Origin of the sequence: Bradyrhizobium sp. USDA 4541 (assembly GCF_024171085.1) — a bacterium.
Taxonomy (GTDB): domain Bacteria; phylum Pseudomonadota; class Alphaproteobacteria; order Rhizobiales; family Xanthobacteraceae; genus Bradyrhizobium; species Bradyrhizobium australafricanum.
Genome location: NZ_JALJZF010000001.1, coordinates 7,265,982 through 7,284,244 on the forward strand (window position 1 = coordinate 7,265,982; position 18,263 = coordinate 7,284,244).

The following is an 18,263-nucleotide window of genomic DNA, read 5'->3' on the forward strand; positions in this document are numbered from 1 at the left end:
GCCCCTCGATCGAATGACGTGACCGCACGAGAGTGCCAAATCCGCCGGTCGTTATCAAGGTGCCGGCCGCCTGCAGGTGCCGGCCGCCTGCCCGAGACGCCAACCGGCCGCCTACACCGCGCGATTCTGCGTCGGCGCGCGGCCGCCGCCGTCGGCGACCAGCACCGCGCCGGTCACGAAGGACGCCTCGTCGGAGGCCAGAAACAGGCAGCACGCGGCGATCTCGGCGGGCTCGGCCATCCTTCCCAGGGCAATGCGTCGTTCGACGCCGCGAATCTCGGCATTGACCGTGGTGCCGTTCTGGTCCGCGAGCAGCTGCATTTCATGGGCGCTCATCGGCGTGCGCACCCAGCCCGGCGCCACCGCATTGGCGCGGATGCCGTCGGCGCCGTGCGCGTAGGCCAGCGAGCGCGTATAGGCGACGACGGCCGCCTTGCTGGCGGCGTAGCTTGCGCTGTCCGGGCTGGCATTGAACGCGGCAACCGAGGCGACGTTCACGATCGCGCCGCCGCGCTGCCGGAGCAGCGGCAGGGACGCGCGACAGACACGCATCGTCCCCGTGAGGTTGACGTCAAGCGTTTTGGCCCACACCTCGTCGGAGACGCTGGCCGGCTGATCCGGCACGATCAGGCCGGCGGCGTTGACCACGATGTCGAGCCACGCCCCGCAGGCGGTGACGGCCTTTGCGATATCGTCCGGACGCGTGACGTCGCCATGGACCGCCTGCCCTCCGCACTCCGCCGCGGCGGTCTGGAGCTCTGCCTCACCGAGCCCGAACAGCACGACGCGCGCGCCGCTCAACGCCAGCAGCGCCGCCGTCGCCCGGCCGATCCCCGTGGCTGCGCCGGTCACCAGCGCCGTCTTTCCGTCGAGCCGCGGCATCAGGGCATGATCGGGAAAAGTGGAAACCGGTTTTCCGAAAAGACCATGCTCATCTAGACTCCCCACTGCCGTTCGACGGCAAATCCGGTCTCCGGCAGCGTCGAGCCGCCATCGACGACGATGGTCTGCCCGGTGACGTATTTGGCCTCGGTGGAGGCGAGATAGAGCATCGCGCAGGCGATGTCGTCGGCGCTACCCATGTGCCCCATCGGAATGAAGCGCTCGAGCTTCGCCTTGTTCTCCGGCGCGCTCATGGTGCCGCGGCCCGGCTTTTCGATGAAGCCGGCCTCGACGCCGTTGACCGTGATGCCGTCGCGCGCGAGCTCGAAGGCGGCGCCGCGGATGAATGCGTTGACGCCGGCCTTCGCCGCCGAGTAATGCGCGCCGCCGCCCATCGCGACGCGCGCGGAGACCGAGGATGTCACGAGGATGCGCCCGAACCTGACGGCACGCATGTGCGGAATTGCGGTCTGCGCGAGCCAGATGCTGGCGTTGAGGTTAAGCGCCAGCGTGTCCTCAAGTTTGGCTTCGTCAAGCTCTTCAAGCGATGACCACGGACAGCCGCCGGCATTGTGCACGACGATATCGAGCCGGCCATATTGAGCAGCGACGCGATCGACCATCGCGCGCAAGCTACTGCGGTCCAGCCGGTCGAACGGGACGCAATAGGCCGCCCGTCCATCGGCCGTCAATTCGCGCGCCAACGCCTCGGCCACATCAAGCGTCCGGTTGGCGATCACCACGGTCGCGCCGGCCTCCGCGAGCCGTCTCACGATGGCGGCGCCGATCCCCCTGCCCCCGCCGGTGACGATGGCGATGCGGCCGTCAAGATTGAACGGAGGCACCTGCATCAGATCGCTCCTGCGCCGCGCAGCAAGTCGATGAACCGCGCCAACACCGCCGTGTGTGTGTCGACGTCGCGCGCGGACGTCGCCGGACACATCAGCAGCATGGTGTGGAACGGGGTCACCAGAATGCCCTCGTTGATGTAGAACGCATGCAGCAGGGTCTCGAGATCGGGTTGCCGGCCGGCAATGACGTCGGCGCCGCTGCATGGCGGCTGCGGCATGAACATGATCTCGGCGCGCGCGCCGATCTGCGTGACGTGCCAGGGCAGACCGGCCGCCGTGATCAGCCGGCGCGCTTCCTGCGCAAGCCAGGTCGCGGTTCCGATCATCCGCTCGTAATTCGCAGAGGTCAGCACCTTCTCCAGCACCGCGCGTATGGTCGCGACCGTCAGCGCGTTGCCGGCAAGCGTGCCGCCGAATCCAAGATGCGCCGACTGCCGCTCGCGCGGATTGACGTGGGGAACGAGTTTCCAGAGCCGCTCGGCGATCTCCTGGCTGAGACCGAATACGCCGGCAGGGATGCCGCCCGCGATCGCCTTGCCCGCGACGAAGATGTCGGGCTCGAGTCCATGGCTCTTCGTGTAGCCACCCGGCCCGCAGGACAGCGTGTGGGTCTCGTCGATAATGAGGACGGTGCCGGCGCGGCGCGTCAGCTCCCGCAACGCTTGGTGAAAACCAGGATCGACCGGGATCATGCCGAAATTTGTCATCAGCGGCTCGGTCAGCACGCAGGCGACGTCGCCATGGGCAAGTGCCGCCTCGAGGCCCGCGACATCGTTGAATTCGACGACCCTGCTCACCGCATCATGATCGATGCCGTTGGGATGGATCATGTTGCGCAGGCCGACCCGGCCGTCGCGGATCTCGACATGCGCCTCCTCCACGCCGCCATGATAGCAGCCGGAGAACACCAGCACCTTGCGCCGGCCGGTGATCATGCGCGAGATACGGATCGCCGCGCGGTTGGCGTCGGTCGCCGACGTCGTCAGCGTCCAGTATTTCGGACCGAAGCGGCGCGACAGTTCGGCACCGACCCAGATACTGTCTTCCGTCGGCAGCATCATGGTCGCGCCACGCTTGAGCTGAGCGAGCGCCGCCTCGGTCACCGCCTCGGGCGCGTGCCCACACATGCCGCCGGTGTCGCCAAGGCAGAAATCGATGTAGTCGCGTCCGTCGATATCCCTGATATGCGCGCCCTGCGCCTCCTCGGCATAGACAGGGAAGCCGCCGGCCCAGCGCCGCATCCAGTGCGACGGGCCGCCATAAAGATAATGCTGCCTTCCCTCCTGCCAGGCCGCGGCCGAGCGCGGGTGCAGCGCGCGAAAGCGCTCCTGCTCGGCATCGAGCAATCGGTTCAGAACGCCGGCGCGTTCGGCAGCCAAAGATGTCATAGCGCGATCCAGGCGGTCTTGAGGTCGGTATAGGCGTCGAGGGCGTGCAGCGACTTGTCGCGTCCGAAGCCGGATTGCTTGAAGCCGCCGAGCGGCACCGTGATGTCGGCGCCGCCATAGGCGTTGACGTGCACGACGCCGGCCTTGATGGCGCGCACCATACGATGCGCCGTCGACAGACTTGCGGTCCACACCGCCGACGCAAGTCCATAGGGGGTCGCATTGGCGAGCGCTGTGGCATCTTCCTCGCCCTCGAACCGCGTCACTGCCAGCACCGGGCCGAACACCTCATCGCGCCAGACCTGCATCGACGGCGTCACGTCGGTGAGGATCGCGGGCGCCATGAAATTGCCGCCGCTCTCGACGCGGATCCGCTCGCCGCCGATCAGCCGCGTCGCGCCCTGCGCTTCCGCGCGGGCAACGGCATCCAGGTTCTTGCGCAACTGCGCCTTGCTCGCGATGGCGCCGATATCCGAGGTCAGTTCGAGGGGATCACCGACCGTTAGTTTTGTGGTGGCGTCGCGCAGCTCGGCCATGAAGCGATCATAGATCGAGGACTGCACCAAGAGCCGCGATCCGGCCACGCAGACCTGGCCGGAGTTTCGGAAGATCCCGCTCGCGGAGACCTTGGCCGCATGCTTGATGTCGGGCACATCGGCGAACACGACGTTGGGCGACTTGCCGCCAAGCTCGAGATGGACGCGCTTCAAGTTCGATCGCGCCGAGCATTCCAGGAGACGCCGGCCCACCGCACCCGAGCCGGTGAAGGCGAGCACATCGACATCCATGTGCAGCGCGAGCGCTTCGCCGGCCGTTGCGCCGCGGCCGGTGACGACGTTGAGCACGCCGTCCGGCAACCCCGCCTCGGTCGCGAGCTCGGCAAGCCGCAGCAGCGTCAGCGACGCCAGCTCCGGCGGCTTGACCACGACCGAATTTCCGGCGGCGAGCGCCGGGCCGATCTTCCACGCTCCGATCATCAGCGGGAAATTCCACGGCACGATCACGCCGACGACACCAAGCGGCTCGCGATGCACGAGCCCGAGCACATCGCCTGAGGTCGGCGCGATCTCGCCATAGACCTTGTCGATCGCCTCGGCGTAGTACCGGATGGTGCCGGCGGCCGAGAGCGGCTCGGCCTTGTAGGCCATGCTGATCTCGGTGCCGTTGTCGCGCACGCCGAGCACCGCAATCTCGAGCGCGTGCCGCTCGATGAGATCGGCGAACCGCAGCAACACCTTCTTGCGCTGCGCCGGCGCCGCGCGCGACCAGCTGCCCTGCTCGAAGGCCTGCCGCGCATGTCTGACCGCGGCGTCGACATCGGCCACGTCGCCGTCAGCTATGCTGGTCAATACCTTGCCGTCGATCGGCGACACGACATCAAGCCGCGCCTCGCTGATCGCCGGCGCCGGCCGGCCGCCGATGAAGAGCTGCTGAGCCGGAATGACGGCCACGCGTAGTCGATCGATCTGGGCTTGCTGCATGCGAGACAATTATGATGATGACAAGGTGGCTTCCGAGCGAGACCGCTGGCACCGCGCAATCCTCGCCAAATCAAGGCTTTGGCAGCAATCAACCGATAGGTGGATGTCACGGCAAGGCGCGCCCCCATAGCGTGATCGCACGATGGCCGAGCGCTCCGCCTGCGTTATCCAAACCGGTTGTCACCATCCCTTACGCCTGCCGGCGAGCCGAAGGTCATGCCTGAGATGACGCAGCCCCGCATTCTCCTGATCGGAACGGGAGACACCAAGGCCGACGAACTGCTGTTCATGAGCGAGTGCATCGCCCGCGCCGGTGGCCGAACCATCATGATGGACATCAGCGTGCTCGGCGATCCGCCGTACCAGGCGGCACATGACAAGCACGCGGTGGCGGCCGCCGCACAGACCACGATCGAGGCGATCGCATCGAGCGGCGACGAGAATTCCGCGATGTCACTGATGGCGGTTGGCGCCGCCAATCTGGCGCGCGCGCTCGCGGAGCGCGATACCATCGACGGCGTGATCGCGATCGGTGGCACGATGGGCACCGACCTTGCGCTCGACGTCGCGCAGGCGCTGCCGCTCGGCCTGCCGAAGCTGATCGTCTCGACCGTCGCCTTCTCACATCTGATCCCGCCCGAGCGCGTCGCCGCCGATCTGATGATGATCCTGTGGGCCGGCGGTCTCTACGGCCTCAACGGCACCTGCACCGCCGTGCTGTCGCAAGCCTGCGGCGCGATCGTCGGCGCCGCCAGAAGCGCAATCAGGCCGCGCAAGGACCGGCCGGTCGTTGCGATCACCTCGCTCGGCAAGAGCTGCCTGCGCTACATGGTCGAGCTCAAGCCACAGCTCGAACGGCGCGGCTACGAGGTGGTCGTCTTCCACACCACCGGCATGGGCGGCCGCGCGATGGAATCGATCGCCGCGCAAGGTGGCTTTGTCGCGGTGCTGGACCTCAGCCTGCAGGAGGTCGCCAACCAGCTCACGGGCTCGGTGGTCAATTCCGGCGCTGACAGGCTGGAGAATGCGGGCAGAGCCGGCATTCCACAGATCGTCGCGCCCGGGGCGATCGACATGGTCGACTTCCCGGCATGGCTTGGGGTTCCGAACGAGCTGTCGGATCGTCCATTCCACGCGCATAATCGGCTGCTTGCGTCGGCAACGTCGGGATCCACCGATCGCCAACGGATCGCCCGCGCGATTGCCGGGAAACTGTCCCAGGCCAACGCTCCCGTTGCCTTCGTGCTGCCCGCCGGCGGCATCCAGCAATGGGATCGCGAAGGCGAAGCGTTGCACGATCCCGACGCCCTCGCCGCCTTCGTCGACGCCATGCGATCGGCGATCCAGGCGCCGGTCGAGCTGCACGAGATCAAGGATCACATCAACAGCGCCGCATTCAACGAAACGGTGCTCGGCATCTTCGACCGATGGGTCGCTGCCGGCATTGTCCCTCGCGGCCGCACCACGGCTGCCGCATGAGGAGGCCGCTTGCCCAGGCGCTGGTGCTCGACTTCGGCGGGGTAATCTCGAAGACATTGTTCGAGACCCACGACCTGACCGAGCGCACGCTCGGACTCGCCCCCTGCACACTGAAATGGCTCGGACCGTTCGCGCCCGACAGCGATCCGCTCTGGACGAGCATGCAGCTCGGCGAGATTTCGGAACGCGACTACTGGCTGACCCGCAGCCGCGAGGTCGGGCGCTTGGTCGGTGAGGACTGGCGCGACATGGAGACCTTTGTGAAACGCGCGCGCGGCGCCGATCCCGACACCGTGATCCGCCCTGAGGCAGCGCGCGCGATCACCCTCGCCGCCGATGCCGGGTTCCGGCTCGCCATCCTCTCGAACGAGCTCGACCTGTTCTACGGCACCGATTTCCGCAGCCGCCTCTCCATCCTCAAGCGCTTCGATACCATCGTCGATGCCACGCATACCGGCATCCTGAAGCCCGACCCCCGCGCCTATCAAAGCGTGCTGGACGAACTGGCGCTGGAGGCAGACAATTGCGTCTTCGTCGACGACCAGCGCCGCAACATCGCAGGCGCCGCCGCATGCAACATGCGCACGGTGCTGTTCGATGTGCGCAATCCTGCCGCGTCCTACAGCGAGGCGCTGCGGCATTTCGGGCTGCAGTTCGACTAAAGCGCTTTCGAGCGAAGCGGGTACCGGTTCGAAAACGCGTCAAAACCAGAATCTGGAGCCACGTTCCGATTCCATCGGAACGGAAAAGGCTCCAGCCGGACAGGGAACGATCATGCGCGACAGAAACTTCCTGGTTGAGAACAACGCCAAGCCGATCTGGCACCCGATGGCTCATCCCGCCGAGATGCGGGCGCAGCCGCCGCGGATCGTGATGAAGGGCGAAGGCGTCGAAGTCACCGACATCGATGGCAAGACCGTGATCGATGCGGTCGGCGGATTGTGGAATGTCAATCTCGGCTACAGCTGCGATCCGATCAAGCAGGCGATTGCGGACCAGCTCAGCGCGCTGCCGTATTATTCGGGCTTTCGCGGCACCTCATCCGGTCCCTCGATCGAGCTCGCCTACGAGCTCACCGAATGGTTCAAGCCGGAAGGCATGGTGCGCGCCTTCTTCACCTCGGGCGGCTCGGACTCAGTCGAGACCGCGCTGCGGCTCGCGCGGCAATACTGGAAGATCAAGGGCCAGGCCGACCGCACCAAGTTCCTGGCGTTGAAGAAGGGCTATCACGGCACCCATTTCGGCGGTGCCTCCGTCAACGGCAACGCCAATTTCCGCCGCAACTACGAGCCGATGCTGCCCGGCGTGTTCCATATCCCCGCGCCGTCGACCTATCGCAATCCCTTCAACGAGACCGATCCCGCAAAACTCGCGCAGCTGTGCGCGGCGACGATGGAAGAGGAGATCGCGTTCCAGGGCGCCGACACCATCGCGGCCGTCATCATGGAGCCGGTGCTCGGGGCCGGCGGCGTGATCGTGCCGCCGGACAGCTTCATGAAGCTGGCGCGCGAGATCTGCAACCGTCACGGCATCCTGATGATCGCGGACGAGGTCGTCACCGGTTTCGGGCGCACCGGCGCATGGTCGGGTTCGCGGCTCTGGGGCGTGAAACCCGACATGATGACGATGGCCAAGGCGATCACCTCGGGCTATTTCCCACTCGGCGCGACGCTGATCGGCGAGCAGGTTGCGGAAGCTTTCGAGGCCGACACGACCACGTTCGGCTCGATCGGCCACGGCTACACCTATTCCGGCCATCCGGTCGGCTGCGCCGCGGGCCTTGCGGCGCTCGCCGAGACCCGCCGCCTCAAGCTGGACGAGAATGCCGCCGCACGCGGCGAGGACCTTGCGCGGGCACTTGCCGCGCTCAAGGCGAAGCACGCGCTGGTCGGCGACGTCAGAGGCAAGGGTTTGATGGCCGCACTCGAGCTGGTCGCCGATCGCGACAGCAAGAAGGCCGCCGACAAGAAGACGATGGCGAAGGTCGCCGATGCGGCCTACGAGGCCGGGGTGATGCTGCGCGTCTCCGGCAACAACCTGATCCTGTCCCCGCCCCTGATCCTGACGTCGGCCGACGTGCGGCGGATCGCCGAAGGAATCGACGCCGGCCTCTCAGCGGCCGGTTGACAGCACGCTGACGCAAGCCATGGCGCGCTCGAACAGCGCGCCATCCGCCTTGTCGCGGTCGAGGCAATTGGCCAGCGACGCGGCCGACATACTCTGGTCGGTGCAGAAGATGCGCATGAAATCGGCCGCCAGCGCGACCTTGCGCGGCGCGGATTGGCGCTCCCAGTCGCGGCTGCTCAGATAGAGCAAGGACGCATCGTCAATGCTGATTTCAGCCGCTGCGCCAGCAGCGGCCGGCCCCGTCGCGAGCAAAGCCAGCAGCGCGCCGGCCACCGCTCCGATGCAACGCGCGCGGCCGCTCATTTCGTCTCCCTGGCATTCACCATCGGCGGCACGTCGAGCGCGGGATTGCGATCGAAGAAGTTGAACGGACGCAGCCGGAAGCCATGCCACAGGCCGGGCATAACCGGCCAATCCTCGGCGCGCGGCACGTGGCGGAAGCCGACCGTGTACCACAGCACGAGGTCGCGGTCCTCGATCGGCCGCTTCGCCGCCGTCCATTTCGGCAGGCCGTCGACCTCGGGGTTTCCGTTCGGATACATGCCCGCGGCGTAGCGCTCGTCCTTGGCGTAGGCCGAGGTCCATAGCGTGTAGGCGCTGAAACCCGCGCGCAGCTGGATCGGATCGTCCTTGGCGAGCAGCGAGACGTCGGAGTGACCAGGCATCAGCTGATAGCTCGTGTGATAGCCGCGGCTGTTGGTCTTGCCTGTGCTCTCGATCCTGAACTGTGCCGCGCTCAGCGGCATGGTGATCGGCCCTTCGGTCGCAACCGGCCTGGTGTCGACCTGCCAGAGGCTCTTGCGCTGGCCCTGCTCCAGCCGGCGGACATTGAAGCGATCCTCCACCAGCCGGTTCGAGGTGCCGTCGACGTCCATGTCGATCCGGAACGTCATGTAGTGATCGTGATTGACCGCGAGCAGCCGTTCGTCGACCAGCGTCCCAAAGGCGGTATCCTGCGCCGCCGTCGGGTCGCTCAGTGTCTTGCTCGCGACGCCCTTGGTCGCATCGATGCCGTAGGCGCCGAGCCGCACATCGATATTGCCTGCACGGTCGAACACGTAGTCCACCAGATAGTCGTAATTGCCGACCACCGGCGCCATCCGCACCACCAGCTCGTTGTTCGGCCGCACCTCGGCGGTGTTGTTGATCAGCTCGCTGTGGCGCCAGATCGGATCGCCGGTCGGGCGCTCGAAGATGCAGACGGCGCCCTTGGAAACGACCGGCGCACCCTTGGTATCCGAGATCGTCAGGTCGAGATAATGCGCGCCTTCGGGACAATCCGCGCCGCGCTGCAATTCGCTGGAGAGCACACCAAAGCCATACTCACCGATGTCCATATAGGCGCGGAACGACCAGGTCGGCGCCGGATCCATATAGGGCACGAACATCTCGCTCGCCGAAATCTGGTAGGCGATGTCGCGAAGCGTGCCGTGGTCGTCGTAGCGGATCAGCGACAGCACGGCGCCGACACGCGGCTCGAGACGGACATGGAACGACCAGTTGTCCCAGTGGACCTGGCCGCCCTCCACCTTCACGTTGCTGCCTTCAGGCGCGGTGATTTCGATCGGCTTCGGTGGCTTGCGATATGTTCCGGAGTCGGCATAGGCGTGCGAGGGCGTCTGCGGCGGTGGCGGCACCACGCCGAGATCGGTCACCGACAGCACCGTTTTGCTCTTGAGATCGACCTGAGCGAACAGGTTCTCGATCGGCTTGCCCCAGAGATTGTTGGCGGCGCCCGTGGTGTCGACACAGGGAACGTTGAGCAGGCGGCGGCCTTTCAGGACCGGGTCGCTCACCGGACCGACCGTCAGCGGCAGACACATGACGTTGCGGAAATCGGTGATGCCGCGCTTGGCCATCGCGGCGATCCAGCGCGGGTCCTGCTTCGGCAGGTCGCCGGCGGAGATCAGCTCATCGATGGTCAGCGCAGCCTCGTGATCCCTGACTTCCTGCCAGCCGAGCAGGCTGCGCGCGGCGAGATCGACATGGGCCTCGTAGAGATGCGCGCCGCTCAGCAGCGTCGCGCTGGCCCGGCGCGTGAAGGGCTGTCCGGGCTTCCACGCCCGCACCTCGTCCTTGGGATCCTCCTCGACCGACATCGAGACGACCCGCGCCGAATCGTCGAGCTTGCCGGCGCCGCGCAGGATATCGGAGACCGAGCGGATTTCGTCGGTGGTGAGCCCGTCCATCGGGTGCGTTGCGGCCGCCTGCGGCCACATCCGCCGCTCGGCCTGCGCCGGCAGCGGCGCCGCCAATGTCGCGACCATCAGACTGGCCACTGCCCACACGCCATGCCTGAAAATCAGAGCCATTCCGCCCTCCACTCAAAGCCAGAACTGTCAGAATACAAGCAACGGTGGCGACGTGAAGGCCCGCTTCTTCATCCGGTAACCTGTTCCGACGCCGCCGGCAGGATCGCGGCCGCGGCCGGGCATGGCGCGGCGCGGTGTACATCGAGCAGCCGCACGCCGAAGCGATCGCGCAAGGCCGGCCAGAGGCCGCGCGGCGCCACGATCATCACCACGACGGCGATGATGCCGAGCCCCACCAGATACCAGCCGCCGGATAGGCCGAGCGGTCCGGTCATCAGCTCGCGCAGGCCGAAGAAGATGATGACGCCGAGGATCGGGCCTTCCAGCGTTCCAATACCGCCGATGATCACGATAAACATCATGTAGACGGACCAGTTGACGTCGAAGGCCGCCAGCGGCGCGATGAACAGATTGCCCATGAAGCTGAGCGCGCCGGCAAGCCCACATCCCGCCGCCGAGAGCACGAAGGCGACGAAACGATTGTGCCGGACGTCGACGCCGACGCTCATCGCGGCAAGATCATTGTCGCGCACGCTCATCAGCCCGAGCCCGAAGCTCGACGTCATCATCCTGTACAGCGCAGCGATGGTCACGAGCGTCAGGCCGCCGGCGAGCCAGAACATCGTCGGCTCGAACCAGTCGAAATCGATCAGCTTGCTGGTCGCGAGCGGCACGCCCGACGTGCCGCCGACGGCCTGCGACTTCATCGTAAACGCGCCGATGATCTCGGCGAACACCCACATCGCGATCGAGAAATAGGCGTCGCGAAGCCGAAACAGCGGAAAGGCGATGATCGCTGCAACGGCGCCCGCCACCAGCGGCGCGACCGGCAGCACCCAGATCGGCGTAACCTCGAGCCAGCCCGAGGTCAGGAACAGCGCATAGGCGCCGAAGGCGATGAAGACCTGGTGGCCTAGCGAGACCAGCCCGGCATAACCCGCCAGCAGGTTCCACATCTGCGCCATCGTCAGCAAGAGTAGGCACTCGGTCGCGAGCCGCAGGAATCCCTCGTTCAGCACGAAGGGCGCGCCGGCAATCACCGCGACGAGCACGATGGCAGAGGCCGCAAGAATGGTACGTGTCGGCATCGGCATCACACCCTGCTCGACACGAGACCCGACGGGCGGATCAGCAGCATGATGAAGAACAGGAGGTGCGCATAGAGCAGCCCGGCATTCGGATCGATTTTCAGCCCGATCAATTGCGCCATGCCGAGCGCGATGCCGCCGAGCAGCGCGCCCCAGAACGAGCCGAGCCCGCCGAGCACCACGACCTCGAACGCGATCAGAAGCCGCTCGGCGCCCGAGAACGGCGTGAAGCTCGAACGCACCGCCAGCAGCACGCCGCCGATCGCGCCGAGCGCGAGCGACAGGCCCATGACATAGTTATAGACCCGGTCCGGCTTGACGCCGGACAGCCGGACGATATCGCGGCGGTCGGCGGTGGCGCGCACGATCCGGCCGAAATCGGTATGACGCAACACGAGCTGCAGCGCCATGAACAGCAGCGCGGCCAGCACCAGTGTCAGCAGCGGCATGATGCCGATATTGAGGCCCGCGATCTCGAGGCTGGCGCGCGAGAGCTCGCCGACCTGGAGGCTGCGCACGTCGGCGCCGAACACCTCGACCATCACGTTGCGCAGAATGACAGAAACGCCGAAGGTCAGCAGCAGCGGCGATAGCGGATCGGGCGAGGTCACCACCCGGTTGACGATGGCGGCCTGGTAGAGCCATCCGACCGCAAAGGACAGCGCGATCACTGGGATCAGCATCAAGAGGGGCGAGACCTGCGGAAACAGGTTGGCCAGCAGCACGGCGCAGAACGCGCTCAGCACCATGAACTCGCCATGGGCGATATTGACGACGCGCATCACGCCGAACACCAGCGCGAGCCCGATGCCGAGCAGCCCATAGAGCCCGCCGAGCAGAGCCCCGTTGATCAATGTCTCAACCCAGATCATGTCGTGCCAATCCTGGCTAGTTACCGAAATAGGCGTGCGTTAGCTGCTCCGGCTGCAACCCTTGCGCCGGGCCGGTCAGCGACACCCGCCCCTTCAACAGGCAATAGATCCGCTCCGAGGTCGCGAGCGCACGCTTGACGTCCTGCTCGACCAGCACGACCGCGGTGCCCTCGCGGCGGATGTCGGCAAAGGAGCGGTAGATCTGCTCGACCACGACCGGCGCGAGCCCGAGCGAGATCTCGTCGCACAGCAGGAGCCGCGGGTTCGACATCAGCGCGCGGCCGATCGCCGCCATTTGCTGCTGGCCGCCGGAGAGCTGGCCGGGAAACATCCGCCGCCGCTCCTCGAGGATCGGGAACAGGTCGAACACCCGCCGCAGGGTCCAGCTGCCTTTGCGCCGGTTGACGCTGCCCATCAAGAGGTTCTCCTCGATCGTCAGCGAGTCGAACAGCAGGCGGCCCTCGGGCACCATGATGAGGCCGAGCCGCGACACCTCTTCCGCCGGCATCTGCGAGATATCGATGCCGTCGAACTGCACGGCCCCGCGCCGCTCCTCGTTGAGACCGACCAGCGCCTTCAGGAACGTCGACTTGCCGGCGCCGTTGGCGCCGACCAGCGCCACCGCCTCGCCGTCCGCGACGGTGAAGTTCATGTCGAACACGGCTTGCAGATCGCCGTAGAAGATTTGCAGGCCGTTCGCATCAAGCAACGCCATCGGCCTTCAATCCCATGTAGATCTCGCGCACCACGGCGCTGTCCATGACCTCGGCCGGCGGTCCCTCCAGCACCTTGCGGCCGAAGTCGAGCACCAGGATGCGATCCGACACCGCGCGCAGCGCGTGCGGAATGTGCTCGATCCAGATCGTGGCATGGTCGGCCTTCACCGACTGGATGATGGCAACGAGGCGCTCGACCTCGGGCTCCGTGAGACCGGCCGCGATCTCGTCGAGCAGGATCAGTTTCGGCTTCGAGGCCAGCGCCTTGGCGAATTCCAGCCGCTTGCGGTCGATCAGCGGCAAGGCGCCCGCGAGCTTGTCCGCCTTGGCGTCGAGCCCGGTGCGCTGCAACACCTCCATGGTCCAGCTCGACGCCGCCTCGCCGGTGAGGCCGGCGCCGTAGGATGCCGCGACCAGCGCATTCTCATAGACCGACAGATGCGGGAACGGCTGCGGGATCTGGAACGCGCGCCCGAGCCCCATCCGCGCCCGGCGATGCGGCGGCAGGGCTGACATCTCCCTGTCGTCGAGCATGATCGAGCCGCCGTCGGCCGTGAGCAGGCCGACGATCAGGTTGAGCAGCGAACTCTTGCCGGCGCCGTTCGGGCCGATCACGCCGAGGCACTCGCCGCGCGCCAGCGCGAAGCTGACATTGTCGGCGACCACGATCTCGCCGAAGCGCTTGGACAGCCCGCTGACGCGCAGAAGCGGTGCCATCTCAGGCCAGCTTGGAGAGCAGCTGGAGATCGGCCTGCTTCGGGATGAACGGTGCCGTTCCGTTGTGCACGATCAGGAGCTCGTATTTCGACTTGCCGCCCTTGGCCTTGCGCCATTGCCCGCCCGACAGCGAGGTGACCGCGACGTTCTTGATCGGGCTGTCCTTGAACTTGACCCGGCCGACGACGGTCTCCATGTCGAGGCTGGCGATCGTATCACGCAATGAGTTCTTGTCCTTGGGATCGCTGTTCTGCAACGCCGCGAGCCCGACCTCCCACAGCGCATGAGCGTAGCCGATCGGCTGGGTCCACTGCTTGCCGGTGGTCTTCTCCCATTCCGCGGCGAGCTCGGCAGCGCTCTGCCCGGTCAGCGAGGACTTGAACGGATAGGCCGGCGTCCACCACACCTCGGTCGACATGCCGTCGCCGCGATCGCCGAGCGCATTCACCGCAGCCGGGAACAGGAAGGCCGCCGCCACCGTGCAGATCTGCGGCTTGAAACCGGCCTGCGCCGCCTGATTCCACAGCGTCGCCCAGTGATTGCTGAAGGTGAAGCCGGAGACGATGTCGACGCCGTTGTTCTTGAACAGCGCGATCTGGTTGGTGAAGTCGTCGGTCGCGATCTGGAATTTGCCGGCCGAGAACTCCTGATAGCCCGCTCCCGAGATGCCCGCCGGCAGGCCGAGCTTCGGATCGGAGAACGCCTGGCCCGGCGGGTTGTCGATGTAGAGCGTGCCGACCTTCTTGTTGGTGTCGACCGACTGCCACATGCCCAAGAAATTTTTCGCAACGTCGTCGGCGCCCCAGAAGAAATGGTAGCTGTAGGGAAAACCCTTGTCCGGCGTCGACTTGCGCGGGAACATCCAGCCCTGCCACGGCACCATGGTCGAGATGGTGGGAATGCCGCGGGCGTCGGCGAGCTCCTGCACCGGCGGCTGGGCGTCGCCGTCCTCGATCAGGATCAGGTCGCACTTCTCACGCAGCACCAGCTCGCTCGCGATCACCGACGAGCGGTTCGGATCGGATTGATTGTCCTTGAACACCAGCTCGACCTGATAGGTCTTGCCGCCGATCTTCAGACCATCCTTCAGCCGCGCCTTGATGCGCTCATGGATCCAGGGATCGGGCTCGGCGAACTGCGCGCGGACGCCGGAGAGGCAGCCGACCCAGCCGATCTTGATGGTGTTGCCGGTGGCCCGCGCGACATTGACCAGCGGCACGCTCATCGCCGATGCGAGGCCGGTGGCACCGGCCGCTTTCAAGAGCGTGCGCCGATTGAGCCGGCCGGATGCCGTATTGTTCTTTGTCTCAGTCATGTCCCTCTCCCTCCACAACCAATGAAAATGCCTGACCGCGGCTCACGCAGCCGGTCGCTGGATCGCCGCACGGCTCACCGCGGCGAATTTGCACAAGGTGTTTTCGATGATCTGGCGCGGGATGCCGCGCACGATGAAGACGAGCCGCGAGCGCCGGTCCGCCGACGGCCAGCCCTGCAGCGCGATCGGCGGATGGAACACGTGCTGCACGCCGTGCACCACCATGGGCGCATCGGGCTGCTCGACGACATGCACGATCGCCTTGAAGCGCAGCAGGTCCTCGCCTCTAAGCGCCGCGACATAATCGAGCCAGCGCGCGAACGCCTCCCGCTGGATCGGCTCGTCGATGATCAGGCTGTAGGACGATACGCCGGTGTCGTGCGCGTGGTGACTGTGGTGGCTGCACGTCTCGCCGTCGCAATGGTGATCCCCGTGATGGTGCGGCGTGTTCGCCGCCTGCGCTGCCAGATCGAACCAGCGCACCACATCAGCGGAGCGCGCCGCCGGATCGAACAGCCCGGCATCGAGGACTTTTGCCGGATCGACGATCCCGTTCCGCACGTGTGAGCGCGTTGCGACCGGATTGATCGCCGCAAGCTGCGCATCGAGCCGCGCCAGTGCATCATCGGCGGCAAGGTCGGTCTTGGTCACGAGCAGCCGGTCGGCGACGGCGATCTGCCTGACGGCTTCGCTGTGCGCCGCAAGAGTGTGCGTACCATTAACCGCATCGACGGTCGCGACCACGCCGTCGATCCGGTAGCGGCCGACGATATCGGACGCCGTCATCAGCGTGTGCAGCACGGGCACGGGATCGGCGAGCCCGGTGGTCTCGACCAGCACCCGGTGGAATGGCGGGATCGTGCCGTCAGCGCGGCGCGATGCGAGGTCGGCCAGCGTCTCGATCAGGTCCTCGCGCACCGAGCAGCAGATGCAGCCATTGTCGAGCAGCGCCAGGCGGTCCTCGCTGCTCTCGACCAAAAGGTGATCCAACGCCACCTCGCCGAACTCGTTGATGATGGCGACGACGCCATTGAGCTCTGGCTGGCGCAGCAAATGGTTCAGCACCGTGGTCTTGCCGCTGCCGAGGAAACCGGTCAGCACCGTGACCGGGATCTGATCCGCCGTGCCCATCACGAGCCCCGCTCGTAAACCTTGCGGCCCTCGAAGAAGGTCAGCTCGACCCGCGTATCGGCCAGTTGATCCGGCGGGATGTCGAAGATCATCTGGTCGAGCACGATGAGGTCGGCGGATTTGCCGACCTCGATCGAGCCGATCGACTGGCCGAGGCCGGCCGCGCGCGCGGCGTCGATTGTGTAGATGTCGATCACGGTTTTGAGGTCGAGCGCCTGCTCCGCCCACAGCGACTTGCCCGGAAAATCTCCGGTCGGATTCTGCCGCGTCACCATGCCCTCGATGCCCTGCCAGGGGTCGGGGATCGGGATCACCGGCCAGTCCGAGCCGCCGGCCATCAGTGCGCCGGCTTCCTTCAAATCCCTGTTCGGCCAGAAGCGCTGCGCGCGCTCCTCGCCCATCGCGGCCTTGTGCGCCTCGAGGAAGATGGTCGGATACCAGATGATCGGCGACAGGTCGGCGGCGACGCCGAGCTCGGCAAAGCGCTTGACATCGTCGGGCGCGATATAGCTCGCATGCGCGATCTGATGGATCAGATGGGTCGGGCCGTTGAAGTTGCGCACGACATCGATGGCGTCGAGCGCCTGCGTCACCGCGGCGTCGCCCGCGCAATGGATCTTCGCGGCAAGGCCGAGCTTCTCGCAGCGCCCGAGCCAACGGATCAGGTCCGGCACGGTCAGCATGGTGGAGCCGCGGAAGCAGCAGCCGCGCACCGGGTCGGCCACATACGGCTCGTGGAAGGCCGCGGTCTTGGCGCCCGGCACGCCGTCGAGGAACACCTTGACATAATCGGGTTTCACATGCGCACCGCGGTAATCCTCGCGCAGCGCAAACAGCTCCTCGCCGGCCTTGCCGAACATGAAACCCGGCTCGACCACCGGCATCGCGCACACCGCCCAGGCGGTGAGCTCGCCGCGATCGTCGAGCCCCTTCAACGCCGCCATGATCGGCTGCATGCTGGCGGCGTCGATGAAGGCGGTGACACCATATGAGTTCAGCACCGAGATCGAGCGCGCCACCGCCGCGCGGTCCATCTCGGCCGTGTAGTGACCGGAGGCCGCGAGTGCCCGCTCGACCAGGCCGGAGGCGGCCTCGATCATGATCCCGGTCAGCGTTCCGGTCTTGAGGTCGCGGCCGATCTCGCCGTCGGTCGGATCAGCCGTGTCGGCCGCAACGCCGGCGAGCCGCAGCGCGGCCGAACTCGCCCAGCGATTATGATAGGTGTCGTCGCGTAATACGACGGGATGCCCGAGGCAGGCCGCGTCCAGCAGCGCGCAGGACTCCGCGGTGTTCATCTCGTTCAGGAGATTATTGCCGAACTGCCCGCCGACGATCCAGGCGCCCGGCGCAGCCACTGAGGCAGCCTTGTGCAGGGTCTCGGCGATCCTTGGAATGCTGTCGGCGTTGGAGAAGCGCAGCTCGTAGAGATCGGCCTGCCCGCCCATCATGATGTGATTGTGGATGTCGACGATCCCCGGCATCGCCATGCGGCCGCCGAGATCGACGGTCGCCGTCCCCTCGCCGATGAGCGCGGCGACGTCGCGCTCCTCGCCCACCGCGATGAACCGGCCGGCCTTGACGGCCGCGCAGCTTGCCCAGGGCTGCCCGCGGTTCGACGTGTAGATCCGGCCGTTGCGGAAGACCGTGTCGGCGAATGTCCTGTTCATACGGATCAAACTTCTCGATTGGGAAAGCCTGGAGCGATCAGCCTCTCACCGTGCGGTGCACAAGGCTGAACCGCGCACGACGCCGGCATGATGGCCAAACGTTCGGCATGTCGGCATTTGGAACAATCCACCGTCCGGTGGATGCTCCGCCGCTTCCCCGCAAGCGCAGGGCTATTGCGTATTGCCTGCCTCCGCAGGGGCGCACTGCCAAAACATCGAAAACAACCCCATGCACAG

The 18,263-nt window shown here is 66.3% G+C and carries 16 protein-coding genes; 3 read left to right on the plus strand and 13 right to left on the minus strand.

What is annotated here, in order from left to right; translation table 11 throughout:
• Positions 1–111: 111 nt before the first annotated feature.
• Genes J2R80_RS35135 through J2R80_RS35150 form a run of 4 tightly spaced genes read right to left on the minus strand, consistent with a single transcriptional unit; the run spans position 112 to position 4,602 of the window.
• Positions 112–882, minus strand: a complete 771-nt coding sequence (locus tag J2R80_RS35135; protein ID WP_253640203.1) for an SDR family NAD(P)-dependent oxidoreductase — start codon at positions 880–882, stop codon at positions 112–114.
• A 53-nt stretch (positions 883–935) separates the two neighbouring features.
• Positions 936–1,733 (minus strand): SDR family oxidoreductase, encoded by a 798-nt coding sequence (locus tag J2R80_RS35140; RefSeq protein ID WP_253640204.1) that lies wholly within the window; start codon positions 1,731–1,733, stop codon positions 936–938.
• Positions 1,733–3,121 (minus strand): transaminase, encoded by a 1,389-nt coding sequence (locus J2R80_RS35145; RefSeq protein ID WP_253640205.1) that lies wholly within the window; start codon positions 3,119–3,121, stop codon positions 1,733–1,735. The genes J2R80_RS35140 and J2R80_RS35145 overlap by 1 nt, the downstream gene beginning before the upstream one ends.
• Positions 3,118–4,602 (minus strand): aldehyde dehydrogenase, encoded by a 1,485-nt coding sequence (locus tag J2R80_RS35150; RefSeq protein ID WP_253640206.1) that lies wholly within the window; start codon positions 4,600–4,602, stop codon positions 3,118–3,120. Before J2R80_RS35150 ends, J2R80_RS35145 begins: the two co-directional genes overlap by 4 nt.
• Before the next feature lie 216 nt (positions 4,603–4,818).
• On the opposite strand from J2R80_RS35150, the gene J2R80_RS35155 reads away from it, so the two are divergent.
• The 3 genes from J2R80_RS35155 to J2R80_RS35165 all read left to right on the plus strand — a co-directional run bounded on the left by J2R80_RS35155 (position 4,819) and on the right by J2R80_RS35165 (position 8,208).
• Positions 4,819–6,081: a Tm-1-like ATP-binding domain-containing protein gene (locus J2R80_RS35155; RefSeq protein ID WP_253640207.1), complete on the plus strand. Its 1,263-nt coding sequence runs from the start codon at positions 4,819–4,821 to the stop codon at positions 6,079–6,081.
• Positions 6,078–6,743, plus strand: a complete 666-nt coding sequence (locus tag J2R80_RS35160) for an HAD family hydrolase (protein ID WP_076826170.1) — start codon at positions 6,078–6,080, stop codon at positions 6,741–6,743. The genes J2R80_RS35155 and J2R80_RS35160 overlap by 4 nt, the downstream gene beginning before the upstream one ends.
• Positions 6,744–6,855: 112 nt before the next feature.
• Positions 6,856–8,208: an aminotransferase class III-fold pyridoxal phosphate-dependent enzyme gene (locus J2R80_RS35165; RefSeq protein WP_253640208.1), complete on the plus strand. Its 1,353-nt coding sequence runs from the start codon at positions 6,856–6,858 to the stop codon at positions 8,206–8,208.
• Here J2R80_RS35165 and J2R80_RS35170 read toward each other — a convergent pair.
• From J2R80_RS35170 to J2R80_RS35210, 9 genes are all read right to left on the minus strand, one after another.
• Entirely contained in the window at positions 8,194–8,511 is a 318-nt protein-coding gene (locus J2R80_RS35170; protein ID WP_253640209.1) for a hypothetical protein, read from the minus strand. The two genes, J2R80_RS35165 and J2R80_RS35170, sit on opposite strands and share 15 nt — an antisense overlap.
• Positions 8,508–10,520, minus strand: coding sequence for a tyramine oxidase (locus J2R80_RS35175; protein ID WP_253640210.1), 2,013 nt, complete (start codon positions 10,518–10,520; stop codon positions 8,508–8,510). Before J2R80_RS35175 ends, J2R80_RS35170 begins: the two co-directional genes overlap by 4 nt.
• Positions 10,521–10,588: 68 nt before the next feature.
• Positions 10,589–11,608, minus strand: coding sequence for a branched-chain amino acid ABC transporter permease (locus tag J2R80_RS35180; protein ID WP_229189302.1), 1,020 nt, complete (start codon positions 11,606–11,608; stop codon positions 10,589–10,591).
• Between the two features lie 5 nt (positions 11,609–11,613).
• Positions 11,614–12,480, minus strand: a complete 867-nt coding sequence (locus J2R80_RS35185; RefSeq protein ID WP_253640211.1) for a branched-chain amino acid ABC transporter permease — start codon at positions 12,478–12,480, stop codon at positions 11,614–11,616.
• 16 nt (positions 12,481–12,496) lie between these two features.
• On the minus strand, positions 12,497–13,195 hold the full coding sequence (locus tag J2R80_RS35190) for an ABC transporter ATP-binding protein (RefSeq protein WP_253640212.1): 699 nt from the start codon (positions 13,193–13,195) through the stop codon (positions 12,497–12,499).
• Positions 13,182–13,913 carry an ABC transporter ATP-binding protein gene (locus J2R80_RS35195; RefSeq protein ID WP_253640213.1) on the minus strand — a complete coding sequence of 244 codons (732 nt, stop codon included), beginning with the start codon at positions 13,911–13,913 and terminating at the stop codon, positions 13,182–13,184. The genes J2R80_RS35190 and J2R80_RS35195 overlap by 14 nt, the downstream gene beginning before the upstream one ends.
• Before the next feature lies 1 nt (position 13,914).
• Positions 13,915–15,228, minus strand: a complete 1,314-nt coding sequence (locus tag J2R80_RS35200) for an ABC transporter substrate-binding protein (RefSeq protein ID WP_253640214.1) — start codon at positions 15,226–15,228, stop codon at positions 13,915–13,917.
• Positions 15,229–15,270: 42 nt separating this feature from the next.
• Entirely contained in the window at positions 15,271–16,359 is a 1,089-nt protein-coding gene (locus tag J2R80_RS35205; RefSeq protein WP_253640215.1) for a GTP-binding protein, read from the minus strand.
• The gene (locus J2R80_RS35210; protein WP_253640216.1) at positions 16,359–18,026 is read right to left on the minus strand and encodes an amidohydrolase; all 1,668 of its coding nucleotides are present in this window, start codon (positions 18,024–18,026) and stop codon (positions 16,359–16,361) included. Before J2R80_RS35210 ends, J2R80_RS35205 begins: the two co-directional genes overlap by 1 nt.
• Positions 18,027–18,263 lie beyond the last annotated feature (237 nt).